The organism is Nocardia ninae NBRC 108245 (genome assembly GCF_007990755.1).
Lineage (GTDB): Bacteria > Actinomycetota > Actinomycetes > Mycobacteriales > Mycobacteriaceae > Nocardia > Nocardia ninae.
Window position 1 is genome coordinate 127,026 of record NZ_BJXA01000009.1, and the last position, 15,650, is coordinate 142,675.

Below are 15,650 nucleotides of genomic sequence, written 5' to 3' on the forward strand. Positions count from 1 at the left end.
AAGATTTCAGAGGGGTATCGCGCAGATGATTCCCGCGCAGAACATCGCGATGGAGGCGCTGACCTGGAGCCGTAATCGGGCTGCGGTGAGCGTGCGATGGTATCGGGTGTAGTCGGCGACGGCGTGGCTAGGCAGCAGCATCGCGAGACAGGTGAGGATCAGCCAGAACAGCATGGGCGGTTCCCTGTGGGAGTCAGGCGGCGAGGTTGTGTTCCTGGACGCACCGACGAATTCTGGCTTCGGACATACGGTTTTCGGCCAACATCTGATCAGCGATGGACGCGTTCAGGTACAGCCGGGCGAAGACATCTCGGGGTACATGAATGACGGGATAGAGCGGTCGCGGCGGCGCGCTGGTGCGCTTGGCTTTCTTGCGGATCTTGTCGAGTTCGGTGACTGCTTTGCGGCAGGTGTCGCAGTTCTCGCCACGTCTGCGGTGGCGGCCCCACATCGCTTCGGTGCCACAGACTGGCGGAGACTTGGGATTCGGGTTCTTGTGTTGCGCCTCGGCGGCAAGGCATTCCGTGCATGCTGGCTCTTTGCGCCTGCGGTGCCGGTTGTATCCGGTGCGGGTGCCGCGCCGATCGGCGCAGGCAGCGTTCATGCCACGCCAGCGCGTTCAAGGGGCGGATCGAAGCTTTCGACAATGCGGCGGGCGCGGGTCAGATAGGTTTCGCCGTTGATCGTTTTGCCTTCCCACGACAGGACGACTGCGATTCCTGCCTCCACCGTGTGCGGTCCGTCGAGATCAGCGGTGGTGTGGACGTTCTCCCACGAGCAGGGACGCGTGCCGCCTGGCTCTGTGCCGCACCACAGTTCACCAGTGTTGGGATTGTGGAACACTCCGCCGATGAACTGGCCGCGATCGGATTCGAAACTGCACTCGGCGATGAGGCGAACGTCGCCGAAGCGGGCGGGATCGCGGCTCTCGAGTTGGATGATCTTGTCGGGCATGAAACGAACCTAACAGGCGGTAATGCCCGAAACCAAGCAAAATGGCAGTTCAGAGGCATGTGATCTACGACACAGCTGCTAACTGATGTAGAGCGTCGAGCCCGACCCACTCCTGTCCGCACGCCAGACACGAGCACGAAGGCCGGTCCGTGGCCTGCAGCGCATCCTTCCGTACCCGATCCCCCACATCATCCCGCGTAAACACCTGTGCTACAAGACATTCCGGGCACCTGCCACGGATTCCGAACGTGCGCCGAGCGTTCAGCAGGGTCTCCGCGTCGGCGACCCAGCCATCTACCGTCGTGGCCATGGCCTCGATCGCCGCCGTGTCTTGCGGACGCCACCGCGCCGGGCTGCCCAACCCGAACACCGCATCCTGCGACACTTCTCCCCCGCACCATTGCCCCACCTGCTGCTCGACCGAGCGCAACCAGTCCAACACGTCCAGGCGGAGCGGCGGCACGGACTTGGCGACCGAGCGTCTGCGAATACCGTTGTCGTGCTGCAACATTGGATGCTCGGCCATCTCATCCCATAGGCTCGGCCGCCGCGCGGTAAAGGTGTCGTTCACCCGCAGGAAGCGCGGGCTCGCCAGCTGATCGATCGCGTCGGCCAGGCGGGCGACCGCCAACCGGAACCGTAGTTCAACGACATCGCCCATTCTGGCACCTCACTATTCAGTTGTGTGGCCAGCATATCTACCGCGCTCATCCGAGACGAGATCAATCGCCGGTATACGTCTCCGGTGCGTGGTCGTACAAAGGGATCGATACTACAATTCCTCGGTGTCGGGGCTGTCGCCGGTATCGGGTTCAGAGAATTGTTCACCGAACATGCTCGTCAGTTCGGCAGCCGATGGAGTTGCCACCGTAAACTGCGAAACCCAGTTTCGCTCCCGATAGATCAACCGGCGCAGCTTGGTGTAATCAAAGCGAGCCCACGTCAGCTCTGCCACAGAACTATGACTGGCGACACCCCACAAGCCTCCCGACCTTGCATACTCAGCGAACGCATCCGCCAGGCGGGCCACCGCCGATCCGATATCCGGATGGCCGACTGACCGATTGATCGCGTCCTTCAAAGGCGTGGTGACACATTCCTCCAGGCAGTAAATTCCCAGATCGTTCAACATCGTCATGCCGTCTGTATCATCCTCGGTCTCGACGTTGAACGGCTGCATCCACTCTCGCCTGGTCGAGATCATAAAGGCGGCTCGCAGAATATCCACCCCCGGATGATCTTTCGGGATTCGGCCGCTCATCGCGGAGACCAAATCTCGGGTGGTCGGGATCGACGCGCGGCCAACCCGGACATTGTGCGTCATTGCTCTTTCTTCCTCATTCGTTCGGACTATCTGTTGCGCCACCGGGGATTTGATGAACGCCGATACCGCCAACCGGGTCCTGCGCCCGCAGGAAGGCTCGTCCGTTTGCTTGCACTGCGCCTAACACGTTGTTGTTGGCGACAGGGTCCAGCGTCAGGGCTTGGAGCCACGACAACGCGACGGGGCTGGGTCGTGTGCAGTCAGTGACCCAGTCTGCGGTCTGGAGACGAGTGTCGCAGTAGTGGAAGGTGGGAATGGTGTCATCGTCGTGCACGTCAGGAAGTGCACACGCGTACAAGATGCCGCGAGGATCGAAGATCATCGCACCGATGACCTTCCCGTTCTTGGCCGTGGATGCTCCGAAGAGGGTGGCCAGCCTTATCTCGATGGGGATTTCGGAGGGCCTGGCGAAGGCTTCGATCCCACCGCGCCAGCTGAGCCCGATCCCCCATAGATCCGGGTACCTGGCACGGAACTGTCGTGGCAGGTTCAGTAGCGGCAGCCAATCCTCCTGGGCGGCAGGCCAGCAGAAACGGGAGTACGTGAACTTCCTGGAGTCCGGCGCGTCAGCGGCTACACCCCAGTAGAGGGTGCCGTCCGTAAGCGGATCACTGGGTTCTGCTCTCGCATGGATGTGGTAGCCGATCATGGTCCACAATGCAGCGCGGACGACAGGTTCTTGCGGAACCGTGACAGGATGGCTCCCGGAATGGCTCACCATTCCTCTCCGCATAGGCGCTGTCTCGGCCACCTTCTCCGGCCCTTCCGCTTCATTCACTCGGCCATTCCTATTTCCGTATTCATATTCCATTGCGTCTAGTTGACCAGCCGGATGTCGATCGCTTTGAGCCGGTCGTTCTCGCCATCGGCGATTTCGAACTCGACTCGCTCCTCCGGGCGGAGATACCGGTAGCCATCTTCGTTCTTCCGGTTGCTCGGTATCTCCGTATAGTGGACGTAGATATCACTTCCGTCGTCGTTGGCGATAAAGCCGAAACCGCGCTCGATGTTGAACCACTTCACTGAACCTTCAGGCATTGGGTGTAGCCCTCTCGCGTCTCACTACTGCTCTACCTGTGGCCTCGCGCCTGGGCGGCCCGCAGACCTTCAGAGTTCTCGTCGTATTCCTGTTGGATCTTGTCCCAGAGCGGGGTCCATTCAGGTCCGAATTCGTCTCGCAGATACTTCAGTGCTGGGCGTCGACTATCGAGGCCGAAGCTGATCTGGCCTGGGTCGCCGATTGTCGGACTTCTGTCCCACCATCGGAATGCGGGATGGCCATCGGTCGGATAGCAGATGGAACTGACCCGGATTCCGTCCTCCGCGTGGCCGACCCACTTGGCCCAGCGCCCGCAGCTCGCACCGGTATGGAACAGCCAAGTGACTCCGTCGCCACGGGAAACGATCATCGTTCTGCCTCTAGGTCCCATGGCGGCGGAGTCTCCTGGGGGCCGTATCGGAACGTCATCTTGCACCGTCCTCGTCGTCGTCGGTCAGCGCCGCCGCGCCATTCGCCTTCAGTTCCTCCACACCTTCGGCCAACTGCAGTGCGCTGATGTTTTCGCCGAGCCGCTGGTCAAGGTCGTCGTTCGACGTGCCGGGAACCGCTTCGGACGGTGAAACTGCTGCGGCAGTGCCGAATTCGGCGTATGGCACTAGCGACGGCCGCGTGACGCGACCAGATGTGAGATTGCGGATCGCGAGCAGCCGCCTGCGCACGGCCGCCCCCGTTCTGCGCAGATAGCTCTGCCGGACGACGCGACGGTCGAACGGGGGGTTGAACACGCGAGACCCGAAATAGAAATCCATTACTCCCCAATCCTCGGTCATTGAAATTCGTTGTGGTTGCGGGTATTTGACGGCCGTTCACGTTGCGGTCGAATGGGCCACGGATCGTGGGCGCATCAGCGTCCGGACAATCTGCTCGGCCTCGACCGGCGGTAGGCGGAACCGGTGCAGCATTGATGTCGTAATCCATCCCCGCGCAGGGCAAGCGCGGGCAAACAGCATCGTGCGGGCGTGGAGAGCCTCGACCAGCATCGCCGTCGCGCTGATCAATGCGTCCTGGTCCTGTTGCGCTACTGCGGATCTCACGAGGCTCTTAGCGACGGAGACCGTGGCGACAGCATCGGCGATTTCGGCGTCGGAGACCGCGCATTTATCGTCGGAGGCCACGATGACGGACGGGTCGTCGAGTTGCTGGGCGCGCTGCCTCAGCACGCATTCTGCGAAAGTGCAGCGGGCGTGAAGATCAAGGATCATCGTCGCCATCGCCTGCCCGACTGGCCCCGGATCGAAGATGCAGCAGGCCAGGAGAGCGTGGTCGACACTCACGTGCACTGTGGGCGAGAAGGGACCCGTTGCGCTGTCCATGACATCCATTGGTCAGCCCGCCATCCTCGACAGCTCGCGCCGGTCGTCCCTCCACGGAGGGAAGATCGGCAGCTCCAGCGTTGGCGGGTTTGGGTCGGCGACGATGCGCCGAGCAAGTTGCGGCTTCACGCGGCCAACCTCGTTCAGCTCGCGCTCGGCGCAGCGCGCCAGTTTGCGCGCGTCACGACGCTCCAGGAGCCACAATCCGAGGAAGAAGCAGCCGATGAAAGTGGCCGTGATCGCGAGACTGATCGCCGCGACGATCACGACGGCCCCATCGTGGTGAATGTGTGCCGGATGCCGTCGACAAGGTCGCGGAATAGCGGGATCTCATCCTTCACCGGTGGGTCGATCCAGATGTGCCGAGGGTCGCCGGGCATGGGCAGCGATATCCGCAGCCCGAGGAACGCGGTGACCTTGTGCACAAGCAGTACGGCGCTGAAGGCGAGTTCCCGCTGCAGCCCTGCGTCCTCGGGCGCGGCGGTAGCGAGGAACTGCCAGCGGCGGTCGTGCCCGCAGGCATCGGTCACGGAGACATGAGAGATGACCGGTGCGCGAATGTCCAACTGCAGCAGGCGTGTTCGCATCAGTGTGCCGATGGACTTGGGCATGCTCACGACCCGGATACCGCTTTCGGGTCCAGCGTGCATGTACAGGGTTCCCAGATAGGGATCGAGCTGTGCGTTGAGCCCGAATTCTTCGGCGTACTGGTCGCATCGCTGTTCTGCGGCAATCGAGGATAGGGAGTGTGTTGTGTTGGTGCCCATAGGAACTCGCAATTCAATCGCTCGTACTTGAGTTGGCCGTCGTCGACTACGAAGACCTTGAGTGCTGGGGAGTGGCTGTTCTTCCACGCGTCAACAAAGCCGCGTGCTGCTGTTTCGCACGCACAGCGGTCGATGACCAAGTCGCCTGTCTCGCTCACGTAGACCAGCCGGATATGGACATCCGGCTCATCCGGTCGCGGGCTGCGTCGCGGCGACATACAGATCACCCGGCGCGCATCGCCCAGTTGATAGACATGGCGCTCACCGCTGAGGGAACAGCCGGAGTCCGCATCGCCTGGGCTGCAGCGGAGGCGGCCACGGCTGCTCCTGGATCACGAGACCAACCGTTTCCAGAACGGTGAGCCCAATGCTCTCGGTGAGCGCCCTGACTGTTTCTACAGCTTCAGCCGCCTTCATAGCATCGGCGGCCTGCGTGACCGTCAGCGTCCGGCCCGGCAAGAAGGAAACGACCCAGCCCCCGTCGCCTACCGACTTCGCCTGATGCTCGGTCTTGTCGCTGGTCATCATCGGCTGTCCTAATACATGTTCTGACATGGCCTATCTCCCCGTCTGACACTGCGGATCGCGTGTGTCGTCTATGGTGACGATCGACACATATGACGTTAGCGCTGTCAACTTGTCAACGCAAGGCGTAGCCCATAGTTTTGGTTGAGCGGTAGGATTTGCTCACTGAATGGAAGGAGCTGCCTTGCCGAAGTCACCCACGGTTGCGCGGATGGAGCTGCTACTGCGCCTGAGTCAGTGGAAGACCAACCTCAACATCGACCCGGCGACCGGCGCGAAGGCGCTGAAGATCACCTCAAACTACTGGCATCAGTTGTTCTCGGATCGGCGCGCGCTGACGGACGAGCACTTCAACGCCATGCTGAACCTGTTCGGCGTGGACGACGATGAACGGGAATCTCTGGTCGGCTTACGCCGTGATGCCCGCGAACGCGGATGGTGGATGCAGTACCAGAGCTTGTTCGATGACGAGAACTTGAGGCTGCTCGGACTGGAGTACGGCGCGGAATCCATCCAGTCCTACGAAGGGCTGGTCGTGCCCGGCTTGCTGCAGACGGAAGAGTATGCCCGCGCCATCATGGCTTCTGATGTCGCGCGCATTCGCCCGCTGGACGCGGACTTGTACATCGAAGTTCGAATGAGGCGTCAACAGCGCTTGTCCGGAAGCGATCCGCTCCAACTCACCGCGCTGATCCACCAGGCCGCGCTCGAGCAGCTGACCGGCAATGCAGCAGTCACGCGAGGCCAGCTCCAGCACATGGCGTCGATGATGACGAACCAGCCGACCGTCGACATCAGAATCGTGCCGTTCACGGCCGCGACCCGGCCGATTCTGTCGGGCTCACCGTTTCACATCATCTACTTCGCGAGCCCGATGCTCAGCCCGCTCGTGTGGCACGAATCGGTGGTGACACGTGGCATCGTCGACGATGCGAGCAAGATCCGCGACCTCCGCATCCTCTTCGAGCGACAGCTGGAGCTAGCGTTGAGTCGTGAGGACTCATTGACCTTGATCGAGCAAACGGCAGATAGGATAGCCTGAGAATTATGAGCGCAATCAAGCCCGCGATCCCGGTAGGCGGTGGCTTCTACAAGCCATCTCGCTCTAACGATGGACCCAACTGTGTCTCTTGGAAGTTCGTCGATGGGCGGGTGCTCATCCAGGACTCCAAGTACGCTGGCGACCCCGACAAGCAGCCGACAATCGATTGCACAGACGACCAGTGGGCCGCGTTGCTCGAACTGACTCTGAGCGCCAACTCCGGCACGACCGGCAACCTCGAAGTCGTCCTTCACTCCAACGGCGCAGGCACTCTCAAGGGAGTTGACGTGGAAGGCCAGCCGGTGAGGTTGGACTACACCCCGACGGAGTGGGATTTCTGGGCGAAAGGTGTCGCGGACGGCGAAGCGCACCGCCCCTGACACCGCTCGCAACAACGTACAGGCCCGGTCCCCAAGGACCGGGCCTGGCTCAGTTGCGGAATTCGAGTTCGTGCCCTCCCGGACTCCAGCTGTCGGCATCGGGACCAACACTAGCGACTCACGGTGGACTGAGGGGTTGAACCACCCCCGAAGTTGCAGACGTGGACCGTGAGCAGGTCTGCTTCGTCGAGTGGGGTGAGGGCGCGTTGCAGGCCGGAGACCAGCACTTCCCCGCAATGTCCGCAGGAGTAGCTGATGCCGTCGACTTCCTCGGCATCGTGTTCGGTCAGATAGGTTGCGCTGCCGCCGAACTCGATCAGCGTGTCATCGTCGTCAATGCCGTTGTCCCACATCAACGACAGCAGCTCGCGGCCGAACAGGTACAGGGTGAACGATTTCATGCTCATCGCATGTCCTGGGCCATATCCCAGAGCACCCAGGCGATCACGGCGAGGGTGAGCACTGGCCACAGCGGGACGATCAGGAAGCCGATACCGACCGCGATCAGGTGGTCGATCGGGTCCATCTCGTGGACAAGGGATTCGGCGAACACGAACACCAGATACAGCGCCGCCAGGACGAACCCGCAGATCAGATAACCCATCGGCTACACCGCGTTCTTGGCGGTGAGGATGCTGCGCACGCTGAACGCGATGCCAGCAAGGTAGAACAGTGGCCACAGCGCGATCATCGCGAAGAACACCGCGACCGACAGCGCCAGTTCGAGGCCGGAGATGTCGTCGACGGCGACGCGGACGGCGACCAGGACGGCGAACCCGATGGCCATCAACAGCCCGAACAGCAGGTAGGTACCCACAACTACTCCAAACAGGTTGTGTAACAGGAACAAACAGGAGCCGCGTACAGCTGGGCGAGGACTTCCGCCACCGCCGCCGGATCGCACGGTGCGACAAAGATCTTGACGCCTGGCAACTCGCCGGCCTCGGCCACACGTTTGGCCAACGGCATGACCGTGACCTGCGCGTCATCACCGAAGAACACACCAGTAAGCGCATCGGAGACCGCGCGGGCTAACTTCTCGATATCGGGTCGGCGGACCGCAGGTGGTGTCGGACGAGTCTTTGGTGTCGCTTTCGGCCTGGGCATGATGAACTCCATGCCCAGCACCACCGGCCCCTCGATCATCGTGGGCCGCTGCGCGCGAGCCGCGAGCGCGACCGTGGCCCGCCACGGTTTGAGGTGGCGGGAAGTTTCATACAGGTGCCCGGTGCGGCTGATGCTTTTCGAACCCTGTGGTGCGGGCCGCCCGGCCACGAAGAATCGCGTCACCACACGCGGGCCTGCCCGTCCGCGATACCGCGCAGCCGCTCAACGGCGCGCTTGTAGTAGCGCGTGTTGGGCATCTCCGGCACCGGGATACCCGCCCACACCATGCCGCCCGGCCCCGTAGCGAGCCCGTAGGCGGCGCAGTCGGCCATGACGGGACATCCCCGGCACGCTTCGACCACTGCGGCCTCCTGGCCGCTTCCCCGGTTGTCGGACTCCCAGGTCCCCAACTCCTCGGCGGGCGCGCCCCTGCATTTTGCGCGCACCATCCAATCTCTCTCGACACCCAAAACCCATCCCCCACAACCACTATTGAGTTATTCACGCACCTGCGTGTTGATCAGCCGCGCCAGCTCCTCGCAGTAGGTGCGGCCCTGAAATGTCGTCACCGGCATGCTCAGATACGCCGAATGCTGTCCCCTGACCAGATAGTTCAGGGCGTCGTCGACGGCGCGGCGTGCACTCCACCAGCCGATCTCGAATCGCTGGCTGTGACGGTGCTGGATCGCACGCTCCACCAGGTCCACACCCCAGCGGGCCGGATCGGAGAACGAGAACCGGGCGGTCAGATCCGCGAACCCCCGCAACGGCGAGTTCGCCGGACAGCAGGGGATCGGGTCGCGCGGATTGGCGACCTCCCAGACCGGGAACCCGGTCGGCCACGGCGCATGTGCTCCGGCGATGCCGTAGCCGACGCTGCTGCCGTCGATACTCGGCCAATCCGGTGCCCGGAGCGGGTTGGCGATCAACGCCGCGAAGGCCAGCTCCACATCCGGATACTGCCCGGCCGCCATCCGTTCCAACAGCATCGTCAGTACCGTCGCGCCTTGGCTGTAAGCGATCACGCCGACCAGATTGTCGGTGAACCGGATTGCCGAGATCAGCCGCGCCAGCCCCAGCTCCACCGATGCTTCGTAGTCGATGCCCCACAACTGAGGTGCCGGACCGTAGGACGCCGGGTACTGCACAGCCACGCAGTCAAACCGCGAGGTATCCAGCTCACGAGTGACGTGGGAGGGCATACCGTAGACGCGGTCGCGTTCTGGCTGCGGCTCCCCCGTACCAGCGAGGGTCAGGACGGTGATCACTCGGCGAAGGTGATCTTCTTGGCCGTGTTCGCAATCCGCAGGCGCGCCACCGCGTCGATCAGCTTCGGGTCGATCGAACGGGCGTTGGTCAGCACGGCGGTGAGATCCTGTGCCAGCGTGGGTGTTTCGGTGAGCTTGAGCTTGACGGCCATCGCGAGCGCGCCGACCGCGATCAGGTCGTCGAGCTGAGCTTCGGCGATGCGGATGCCCCGGCCGCTGCTGCCTTTGGGCGACCAGGTGTCTCCGAGGAGGCTCTTCTCCGGCTCGGGCAGCTCGATCACCGCCGCCGGACGCACGTCGCTGAACGCGTCCATGTCATAGTCGTGGCGATCGGTGTGCACGTAGTAGCGGTCGTTATCCCAGTCGTTGGCGGACACGACGAAGGTCGTTCCGTCGCTGTCGCGGTCGCCGATGTTGACCTTGAAAAGCTTGGCGTTGGTCACGATGTCCCTATTCAGTTGTGAGAGTGCTTGTTTGACGGTCAGAACGGTGGCGCTGCGTCGAAACCGCCACCGCCGCCGGTGTTCTGGGCGGCATCACGGATTCCGGAGCTGTCACGGGAGGACTTGACCACGGTCGCGGTCGAGTAGCGCAGCGCCGGGCCGACCTCTTCGACCTCGAGTTCGTAGGTCGTGCGCTTCTCGCCGTCCTTCTCGTAGGAGCGCTGCTTCAGCCTCCCAGTGACGATAATCCGCGCACCCTTGGTCAGGCTCTCAGCGACGTGCTCGGCGTACTCGCGCCAAACGTTGCAGCGCAGGAAAAGCGCCTCGCCGTCTTTCCATTCGTTAGAATTCTTGTCGAACACACGCGGCGTCGACGCGACGGTGAAGTTCGCCACGGCCGCGCCAGCGGGGACGAATCGCAATTCGGGATCTGCCGTCAGATTACCGATCACGGTAATGACCGTATCGCCTGCCATATCCAGTTATGTCCTATTCAGTTGTGCGACAGGGCCACCCGCCGTCCCGCTGCAACCCCCTGCTGCAGCGGGACGGCCCACCCCATTCGAATGGATTCTCGATCGCTGCGTTTCAGATCACGCAGCCCGCGTCGTCAGATTCCGACGCCTTCACCGACAGAATACCCGCCGAGGCAACCCTAGACAATGCCGAAACCTGTTTAACGAGTGGGAAGTTCGTCCGCCAGTTCCCAGCACAAGTACGGCATTCCAGCGTATGTTCGTCCAGCGTCCACAAGGCCCGCGTCCGGTGGTGTCAGACACCGCACGTATGGCCGTCTGCGGTTGTATTGCACATCCTGATGCCGCAGCACAGCTGCTTCCCCGGCGAAGGTCTGATGGCATTGCGTGCAATGGTGGACGGTGTGAGAACTCAGTGGCCATACATTGGTGCAGCCCCGGCATTTCACCATCTCGGCCGACATCGTCTTCACTATCCTTCATCCAATCAGCCGCATTTCGTTCACGGCCTAGACACGTTTTTAATCGTCGAGCAGCACGCCAGCCGCGACATGACGAACATCGTTGCCTGGCATCAGTTCTACGCGTCTTCCGTTTCTGGTTCGTCGCTGTCAATCTCGCCACCATCGCGCACGTATCGCGCAGCCTCGGCGACGGGAATAGCCAGCGCCAGGGCGCGGCCGAGCATCGCTTCGAGCGTCCATGGCTCCACGGGAGGATCGGGCACGAGGTGGCGGAGCGGGCTGTCAGCCAGCAGTTCATGGAGGGCTGTCCGCATGTAATCGACGCCGAAGACGTTCAGGTCCTCGGCGCGCCACCAATCATCGCCGTGCATGGTGTCGACACCCCAGAGACCTTCGTTCTGCCACGTGACACCCAACCCGCCGAGCTGGCGCGGGCTCACCGAGGCCAACTCCTCCGGCACCCGCACATACGCGCACATACCAAGCTCGCCGACGTGTACGCACACCGCGACGCCGTCGTGCTCGGCGTGCGCGGCCACTGGCAGAAAACTGCGTGGGCAATCATGTGGATCGGTTGCTCCGAGCCAGTTGACCGGGGTCTCGGCTCCCAGCCGGGCGAGCAGCTGCTTCCAGGTCAAGATGAGTGGCGGCCCGTCCAGGGCGGCTCCCGGACAGTCACGCTTAGGCAGGCCGTGCCAGTCGTCCCCACATCGGCACTGGTCATACATGGCGAACGGCTCGTCGATCAGAACCTGATCGATGGCCGCAAGCACGTCCGCCTCGGGGTTCTCCACCGCTTCCCTCACCCAATCCTTGCCATGTGCCCCCGCCACGGCAGCGTAACGATCGTCGGTGCCGGGCCTGTTCGGTTCTTGCCCACGTGGATCTCGACATCCCCCGTGCGCAGTCCTTCAAATGTTGGATGGTACAGCAGGGCAACGACATCGGCGTTCTGCTCCAAATCGCCGGATTCTTTCAAATCGCTGGGCTGTGGTGGTTTGTTCTCATGCTCGGGACCGCGATTGAGCTGGCTGGCGATGACAACCGGAATGTCGAGTTCTTTCGCCATGATCGAGCATTGCCACGATGCGTGCGCGATCACTTCACGTCGAGGCAGCCCGCCTTTCGACGGTTTGACGAGCCCGATGTGGTCAATCGCCAACAGCCCCAATCCCACCGAGCGCTTCATCTGCTGCGCGACCGAACGAATATGCTCAATCGTCATCGACGAGTGGTCCAGCATCCACAGCTCAGTGTCATCGACACGGCCGGAGTTCAAATAGGTTTGCACTCGATGCATGTGTGTCTCGTCGAGTTCGCGTTTGGTGATCTGCCCGTAGTGTGCGCCCGCGCCCGCTGCGACGAGACGGCTGGTCATTTCCAGCTCCGGCATTTCCAGAGAGCAGACCAGCGTTGCCACACCTGCTTCGGCGATATGTTGCGCGACATTCAACACCGAAATGGTTTTGCCCGCACCGGGGCGGCCCGCGAACACATACGTGCGTTTGGGATGCAGTCCGCCGGAAAGGACTTCATTCAGCGTCTCCCATGGTGTCGGGTACACGCGCTGTTCGGACGGTGGCGCGTTGAGCCACTTCCACCAGTCGCCGATCACTTCGTCGTACCGGCGTACGCCTTCCGGTGCTTTGCGGCGCAGCAACACGAACTCGTCGAGCTGGTGTTCGGCGGCGATGTGGTCGGCGGCGTCCTTGCCGGTCGCTGGCTCGACGATGACGACTTCGGCGTGCTCGCTCAGCAGCTCCGCGACGCGCTCGGCGTGCGCCAAGCCGACCTCATCCATGTCGCGGACGACGAACACCAGACGACCGCGCAGCGGTGTCCAGTCGAACCGATCCGGTGACGTGCTCGACCCTTGTGGCGGCGAAACAGCTTGTGCACCAATGGATGCCAGTGCTCGAACATCCTTCTCTCCTTCGACGACATACACGGGGAGGTCAGGGTCGGCGGCCAGGTGCTCGACGCCGAACAGTGCGGTGCCGCTCTTGTTGCCCGACTGCGCGAACTTCTTCTTGCGACCGGTGTCGTCGTAGAACCGGACGACGCGGCGACCATCGGAATAGCTGTATTCGGTTTCGGCGGAATCGAACAGGTCCGACATGGTCAAACCGAGCAGTTCCAGAATGTGGTCTCGGTCGCCGTTGTGGACCCACAGCAACACCCCATCGGAGGTGCGGCGAAACACCGTGCCGCGATCCTCGGGGCTGTGGCCGGGTGTGGAGGCCGAGCCGTGATCACCCTTGTCATCGACGATGCAGTTGTTGAGGCGGAGCCGATCAAGGAGGCGTTCGTAGGCCGTTGCCTGATCGGGCATCAGTTACCCGCAGCGTCGCGGTAGTCCAGGTGGCGCATGCCCGCCATGACCATCGCGCCGCAGTACGGGCAATGGTATTGCCCCAGCGGTGCACCGACGAGTTGCTGCGGTTCCCACGGCCATGGGCACGGTTCACCCGACTCGTTGACCGGCCCGTCGATATCTGGTTGCGGCAGTTCGATATTCATCGCGTCGACGGGCTCGATGTCGAACCAGTTGCGCCTGCTGACGGCGCTCATGCTGCGACCCCTCCGGCCAGAGTCGCGTAGAAGTAGTCGGCGACGGGCTGAAGCATCGCCAGGTTGTTTCCGCGCGGTCGCAACCACGTGCGGGCGCGGTTGCAGGCCAGGCATTCGCGGTGTCCCTTCGCGAGCTTGCTGGGGATCAGGTTCTTCTCGGCAAGTTGGTGCCCACGCGGGCAATGGGCTTTCGATGCCAAGAAGTGGGTGCCGTGGCGAACTGAGTCGAGCTGGTTCTCCGAGGGTGTTCCGTAGCGCAGGTTGCTCAGCCGGTTGTCGGTGGCCTTGCCGTTGTCGTGGAGAACCTGGTATCCCGGCGGACGTGGACCGAGGAATGCGGCGGCGACGAGGCATTGCAGTTCGATGCGCCTACAGGTGCCGGGTCGTGACAGTTGGACGCTGAGGTAGCCGTGGCGGTTCAGCGTCGGCGACAGGGTCCGGGGGTGGATGGTTTGGGGGACACCGTTGCGACGCTCGATCACGCGAGGGAGTGAGCGGACGCGGCCCCGGTCGCTGACCTGGTAGTAGCCTTCCCAGCCGGGAAGGTCACGCCAGTTCTCGATTCGTTGTGGGCTGGGCATTGTCGAGTTCCTTTGCGGGGATCTCGCGCGCCAATGCCGCACGCATCATGGTTGTCCAGTTGTCTCGCACCCATTGCTTGAGTTCGGCGACGTGGTAGGCGCGTTCGGCTGCCGGATCGCCGTGGATGCCTTCAGGGGTGGGATAAGTTGGTTCCCAGCACATTCCGGTGATGCGCTGGATCTGCCCGGAGTACGGGTACTCCGACCAAGCGCGAAACCATGACCGCAACCGCGCTTCAGAGGTGTTGGGCGGCAACGTCTTCACGATGGCGATGACATCGCCGGGCATGATCGGGTAGGGGTTAGGTCGCTGGTAGTAGATCCGGACCGCTTGGACCGCTTCGTCGGGCCATACGTCGGTACCGGTGAGTACGTCGGCCCATGCGCGAATGCGCACGGGGTCCGGATCGGGCAGGCGTGGGTCGAGCGCGGCGGCGTAGGCGTAGGCGCGGCTGGCGCTGTCGACCGCCGCGTCGGCGCTCACCCTGCCGCCTTCAATTCGCGAGGCGGATCGAATTCGACAGCGAATTCCGGGGAGACAATCTCCGTGGAACTGCCTGTGCGGCGTAATTGCTGTCCGATTTGAATGGCGGACATCGCGCGTTCTTCGGCGGTCTTTCGCTGATTCTTTTTCCGCCAGGTCGGCAGCGGAAGGTCATTCCACCGTTCCTGATTCAGCCATGTCGCTGGATGCGGAATGAATTGTGCTTCGTCTCCGGCGGGGAGATTCGGATCGGTGATGAATACTCGAGTGAGGCTGATCAGCTCGACATAGCTCATTTTGCGGAGCGCGCTGTTGAATGCTCGTCGCGCTGCCGGTTTTCCGACTTTGCGAGGATAGCATTCCCACCACTCGTCGAACAAGACGTTTGCATCGGCGGGGGGTTTGGGGGGATCACCCTGGTTCTTGTTCTTTGAAAGATCGTAGTCCGAAGGACGGAGATCTTTTAAAGAACTATCTTCTTCTTTCTCTGTTCGATGACGAACCACCTGGTCTGTGGCGGCCGTCACCGCCTTGCCCCTGCTCTTCTGCCTACGCACAGCACCGGATTTCACACCCGCTGAGCTGGCCTTACCACGCTGCGCGTCCACGTCGGCGCGGCTGCGCTGATGCTCGGTGTAGTCCAAGAACTGGATGCCGGAGCCGTCCTCGAGGAATGCAACTCCGTCGAGTTTCCGCAGCAGTTCCACGACATCTTTGCGGCAGATCTGCCGCAGAATTGTGGTAGGAACGAAGCCGTCACTGTGATGCAGGGCGCAGTACACCCACAGCCGGATCAGCTTGAACCGCGCTGAATCCGACCAGCCCGCGAACTTCGGATGATCAGGGAAATCCAGTGTCAGTGTGATGTACGCGCGAGGATCATTCGGCATG

At 62.4% G+C, this 15,650-nt stretch carries 28 protein-coding genes and 1 pseudogene; 2 read left to right on the forward strand and 27 right to left on the reverse strand.

Annotated elements, in window-relative coordinates:
* Nucleotides 1-6: 6 nt before the first annotated feature.
* The 12 genes from NN4_RS44870 to NN4_RS09750 form a co-directional block, all read right to left on the reverse strand.
* Nucleotides 7-174 carry a hypothetical protein gene (locus tag NN4_RS44870; RefSeq protein ID WP_186818338.1) on the reverse strand — a complete coding sequence of 56 codons (168 nt, stop codon included), beginning with the start codon at nucleotides 172-174 and terminating at the stop codon, nucleotides 7-9.
* Between the two features lie 19 nt (nucleotides 175-193).
* Nucleotides 194-604 (reverse strand): hypothetical protein, encoded by a 411-nt coding sequence (locus NN4_RS09700; RefSeq protein ID WP_147129598.1) that lies wholly within the window; start codon nucleotides 602-604, stop codon nucleotides 194-196.
* Nucleotides 601-954, reverse strand: a complete 354-nt coding sequence (locus NN4_RS09705) for a hypothetical protein (RefSeq protein WP_147129599.1) — start codon at nucleotides 952-954, stop codon at nucleotides 601-603. Before NN4_RS09705 ends, NN4_RS09700 begins: the two co-directional genes overlap by 4 nt.
* Before the next feature lie 64 nt (nucleotides 955-1,018).
* Entirely contained in the window at nucleotides 1,019-1,615 is a 597-nt protein-coding gene (locus NN4_RS09710; protein WP_147129600.1) for a DUF7341 domain-containing protein, read from the reverse strand.
* Nucleotides 1,616-1,726: 111 nt separating this feature from the next.
* Nucleotides 1,727-2,278: a hypothetical protein gene (locus tag NN4_RS09715; protein WP_147129601.1), complete on the reverse strand. Its 552-nt coding sequence runs from the start codon at nucleotides 2,276-2,278 to the stop codon at nucleotides 1,727-1,729.
* 13 nt (nucleotides 2,279-2,291) lie between these two features.
* Nucleotides 2,292-3,056 carry a hypothetical protein gene (locus tag NN4_RS09720; protein WP_147129602.1) on the reverse strand — a complete coding sequence of 255 codons (765 nt, stop codon included), beginning with the start codon at nucleotides 3,054-3,056 and terminating at the stop codon, nucleotides 2,292-2,294.
* Between the two features lie 38 nt (nucleotides 3,057-3,094).
* Nucleotides 3,095-3,316, reverse strand: a complete 222-nt coding sequence (locus NN4_RS09725) for a cold-shock protein (protein WP_147129603.1) — start codon at nucleotides 3,314-3,316, stop codon at nucleotides 3,095-3,097.
* 426 nt (nucleotides 3,317-3,742) lie between these two features.
* A complete protein-coding gene (locus NN4_RS09730; protein WP_147129604.1) occupies nucleotides 3,743-4,108 on the reverse strand; it encodes a hypothetical protein in 366 nt (121 codons plus the stop codon).
* A gap of 36 nt (nucleotides 4,109-4,144) precedes the next feature.
* Nucleotides 4,145-4,660 carry a hypothetical protein gene (locus NN4_RS09735; protein WP_147129605.1) on the reverse strand — a complete coding sequence of 172 codons (516 nt, stop codon included), beginning with the start codon at nucleotides 4,658-4,660 and terminating at the stop codon, nucleotides 4,145-4,147.
* A 3-nt stretch (nucleotides 4,661-4,663) separates the two neighbouring features.
* Nucleotides 4,664-4,918, reverse strand: a complete 255-nt coding sequence (locus NN4_RS09740) for a hypothetical protein (protein WP_147129606.1) — start codon at nucleotides 4,916-4,918, stop codon at nucleotides 4,664-4,666.
* Nucleotides 4,915-5,418, reverse strand: a complete 504-nt coding sequence (locus NN4_RS09745; RefSeq protein WP_147129607.1) for a hypothetical protein — start codon at nucleotides 5,416-5,418, stop codon at nucleotides 4,915-4,917. Before NN4_RS09745 ends, NN4_RS09740 begins: the two co-directional genes overlap by 4 nt.
* Before the next feature lie 261 nt (nucleotides 5,419-5,679).
* Entirely contained in the window at nucleotides 5,680-5,946 is a 267-nt protein-coding gene (locus NN4_RS09750) for a hypothetical protein (protein ID WP_246180796.1), read from the reverse strand.
* A 208-nt stretch (nucleotides 5,947-6,154) separates the two neighbouring features.
* Between NN4_RS09750 and NN4_RS09755 the strand changes: the two genes are divergently transcribed.
* Nucleotides 6,155-6,985: a DUF5753 domain-containing protein gene (locus tag NN4_RS09755; RefSeq protein ID WP_147129609.1), complete on the forward strand. Its 831-nt coding sequence runs from the start codon at nucleotides 6,155-6,157 to the stop codon at nucleotides 6,983-6,985.
* A 5-nt stretch (nucleotides 6,986-6,990) separates the two neighbouring features.
* Nucleotides 6,991-7,365 (forward strand): DUF397 domain-containing protein, encoded by a 375-nt coding sequence (locus NN4_RS09760; protein WP_147129610.1) that lies wholly within the window; start codon nucleotides 6,991-6,993, stop codon nucleotides 7,363-7,365.
* 110 nt (nucleotides 7,366-7,475) lie between these two features.
* Here the strand turns inward: NN4_RS09760 and NN4_RS09765 are convergent, their stop codons facing one another.
* The 15 genes and pseudogenes from NN4_RS09765 to NN4_RS09830 form a co-directional block, all read right to left on the reverse strand.
* Nucleotides 7,476-7,772 (reverse strand): hypothetical protein, encoded by a 297-nt coding sequence (locus NN4_RS09765; RefSeq protein ID WP_147129611.1) that lies wholly within the window; start codon nucleotides 7,770-7,772, stop codon nucleotides 7,476-7,478.
* The gene (locus NN4_RS09770; protein ID WP_147129612.1) at nucleotides 7,769-7,969 is read right to left on the reverse strand and encodes a hypothetical protein; all 201 of its coding nucleotides are present in this window, start codon (nucleotides 7,967-7,969) and stop codon (nucleotides 7,769-7,771) included. The genes NN4_RS09765 and NN4_RS09770 overlap by 4 nt, the downstream gene beginning before the upstream one ends.
* Before the next feature lie 3 nt (nucleotides 7,970-7,972).
* Entirely contained in the window at nucleotides 7,973-8,182 is a 210-nt protein-coding gene (locus NN4_RS09775; protein WP_147129613.1) for a hypothetical protein, read from the reverse strand.
* 2 nt (nucleotides 8,183-8,184) lie between these two features.
* Nucleotides 8,185-8,640: a RusA family crossover junction endodeoxyribonuclease gene (locus NN4_RS09780; protein ID WP_246180797.1), complete on the reverse strand. Its 456-nt coding sequence runs from the start codon at nucleotides 8,638-8,640 to the stop codon at nucleotides 8,185-8,187.
* An 11-nt stretch (nucleotides 8,641-8,651) separates the two neighbouring features.
* Nucleotides 8,652-8,921: a WhiB family transcriptional regulator gene (locus NN4_RS09785; RefSeq protein ID WP_147129615.1), complete on the reverse strand. Its 270-nt coding sequence runs from the start codon at nucleotides 8,919-8,921 to the stop codon at nucleotides 8,652-8,654.
* A gap of 48 nt (nucleotides 8,922-8,969) precedes the next feature.
* The gene (locus NN4_RS09790) at nucleotides 8,970-9,626 is read right to left on the reverse strand and encodes a PE-PPE domain-containing protein (protein ID WP_186818339.1); all 657 of its coding nucleotides are present in this window, start codon (nucleotides 9,624-9,626) and stop codon (nucleotides 8,970-8,972) included.
* A gap of 110 nt (nucleotides 9,627-9,736) precedes the next feature.
* Entirely contained in the window at nucleotides 9,737-10,183 is a 447-nt protein-coding gene (locus NN4_RS09795; RefSeq protein ID WP_147129617.1) for a hypothetical protein, read from the reverse strand.
* Nucleotides 10,184-10,245: 62 nt separating this feature from the next.
* A pseudogene (locus tag NN4_RS09800) lies at nucleotides 10,246-10,659 on the reverse strand (single-stranded DNA-binding protein); the annotation flags it as partial.
* 200 nt (nucleotides 10,660-10,859) lie between these two features.
* Nucleotides 10,860-11,123, reverse strand: a complete 264-nt coding sequence (locus NN4_RS47120) for an FDXHR family putative zinc-binding protein (protein WP_425574262.1) — start codon at nucleotides 11,121-11,123, stop codon at nucleotides 10,860-10,862.
* 116 nt (nucleotides 11,124-11,239) lie between these two features.
* Entirely contained in the window at nucleotides 11,240-11,929 is a 690-nt protein-coding gene (locus tag NN4_RS09805; protein ID WP_147129619.1) for a hypothetical protein, read from the reverse strand.
* Nucleotides 11,926-13,455, reverse strand: a complete 1,530-nt coding sequence (locus NN4_RS09810) for a DnaB-like helicase C-terminal domain-containing protein (RefSeq protein WP_147129620.1) — start codon at nucleotides 13,453-13,455, stop codon at nucleotides 11,926-11,928. The genes NN4_RS09805 and NN4_RS09810 overlap by 4 nt, the downstream gene beginning before the upstream one ends.
* Nucleotides 13,455-13,694, reverse strand: coding sequence for a hypothetical protein (locus NN4_RS09815; RefSeq protein ID WP_147129621.1), 240 nt, complete (start codon nucleotides 13,692-13,694; stop codon nucleotides 13,455-13,457). The genes NN4_RS09810 and NN4_RS09815 overlap by 1 nt, the downstream gene beginning before the upstream one ends.
* Nucleotides 13,691-14,275 carry an NUMOD4 motif-containing HNH endonuclease gene (locus NN4_RS09820; protein WP_147129622.1) on the reverse strand — a complete coding sequence of 195 codons (585 nt, stop codon included), beginning with the start codon at nucleotides 14,273-14,275 and terminating at the stop codon, nucleotides 13,691-13,693. The genes NN4_RS09815 and NN4_RS09820 overlap by 4 nt, the downstream gene beginning before the upstream one ends.
* Nucleotides 14,241-14,759 carry a hypothetical protein gene (locus NN4_RS09825; protein ID WP_147129623.1) on the reverse strand — a complete coding sequence of 173 codons (519 nt, stop codon included), beginning with the start codon at nucleotides 14,757-14,759 and terminating at the stop codon, nucleotides 14,241-14,243. The genes NN4_RS09820 and NN4_RS09825 overlap by 35 nt, the downstream gene beginning before the upstream one ends.
* Nucleotides 14,756-15,649: an LvrA C-terminal domain-related protein gene (locus tag NN4_RS09830; RefSeq protein WP_147129624.1), complete on the reverse strand. Its 894-nt coding sequence runs from the start codon at nucleotides 15,647-15,649 to the stop codon at nucleotides 14,756-14,758. The genes NN4_RS09825 and NN4_RS09830 overlap by 4 nt, the downstream gene beginning before the upstream one ends.
* Nucleotide 15,650 lies beyond the last annotated feature (1 nt).

Bases quoted from the DNA above. Each gene is read 5' to 3' on its own strand.
- NN4_RS44870 (WP_186818338.1), bottom strand. From the start codon at position 174: ATGCTGTTCTGGCTGATCCTCACCTGTCTCGCGATGCTGCTGCCTAGC.
- NN4_RS09700 (WP_147129598.1), bottom strand. From the start codon at position 604: ATGAACGCTGCCTGCGCCGATCGGCGCGGCACCCGCACCGGATACAAC.
- NN4_RS09705 (WP_147129599.1), bottom strand. From the start codon at position 954: ATGCCCGACAAGATCATCCAACTCGAGAGCCGCGATCCCGCCCGCTTC.
- NN4_RS09710 (WP_147129600.1), bottom strand. From the start codon at position 1,615: ATGGGCGATGTCGTTGAACTACGGTTCCGGTTGGCGGTCGCCCGCCTG.
- NN4_RS09715 (WP_147129601.1), bottom strand. From the start codon at position 2,278: ATGACGCACAATGTCCGGGTTGGCCGCGCGTCGATCCCGACCACCCGA.
- NN4_RS09725 (WP_147129603.1), bottom strand. From the start codon at position 3,316: ATGCCTGAAGGTTCAGTGAAGTGGTTCAACATCGAGCGCGGTTTCGGC.
- NN4_RS09730 (WP_147129604.1), bottom strand. From the start codon at position 4,108: ATGACCGAGGATTGGGGAGTAATGGATTTCTATTTCGGGTCTCGCGTG.
- NN4_RS09735 (WP_147129605.1), bottom strand. From the start codon at position 4,660: ATGGATGTCATGGACAGCGCAACGGGTCCCTTCTCGCCCACAGTGCAC.
- NN4_RS09745 (WP_147129607.1), bottom strand. From the start codon at position 5,418: ATGGGCACCAACACAACACACTCCCTATCCTCGATTGCCGCAGAACAG.
- NN4_RS09750 (WP_246180796.1), bottom strand. From the start codon at position 5,946: ATGATGACCAGCGACAAGACCGAGCATCAGGCGAAGTCGGTAGGCGAC.
- NN4_RS09755 (WP_147129609.1), top strand. From the start codon at position 6,155: ATGGAGCTGCTACTGCGCCTGAGTCAGTGGAAGACCAACCTCAACATC.
- NN4_RS09760 (WP_147129610.1), top strand. From the start codon at position 6,991: ATGAGCGCAATCAAGCCCGCGATCCCGGTAGGCGGTGGCTTCTACAAG.
- NN4_RS09765 (WP_147129611.1), bottom strand. From the start codon at position 7,772: ATGAGCATGAAATCGTTCACCCTGTACCTGTTCGGCCGCGAGCTGCTG.
- NN4_RS09770 (WP_147129612.1), bottom strand. From the start codon at position 7,969: ATGGGTTATCTGATCTGCGGGTTCGTCCTGGCGGCGCTGTATCTGGTG.
- NN4_RS09785 (WP_147129615.1), bottom strand. From the start codon at position 8,921: ATGGTGCGCGCAAAATGCAGGGGCGCGCCCGCCGAGGAGTTGGGGACC.
- NN4_RS47120 (WP_425574262.1), bottom strand. From the start codon at position 11,123: ATGTCGGCCGAGATGGTGAAATGCCGGGGCTGCACCAATGTATGGCCA.
- NN4_RS09810 (WP_147129620.1), bottom strand. From the start codon at position 13,455: ATGCCCGATCAGGCAACGGCCTACGAACGCCTCCTTGATCGGCTCCGC.
- NN4_RS09815 (WP_147129621.1), bottom strand. From the start codon at position 13,694: ATGAGCGCCGTCAGCAGGCGCAACTGGTTCGACATCGAGCCCGTCGAC.
- NN4_RS09820 (WP_147129622.1), bottom strand. From the start codon at position 14,275: ATGCCCAGCCCACAACGAATCGAGAACTGGCGTGACCTTCCCGGCTGG.
- NN4_RS09830 (WP_147129624.1), bottom strand. From the start codon at position 15,649: ATGCCGAATGATCCTCGCGCGTACATCACACTGACACTGGATTTCCCT.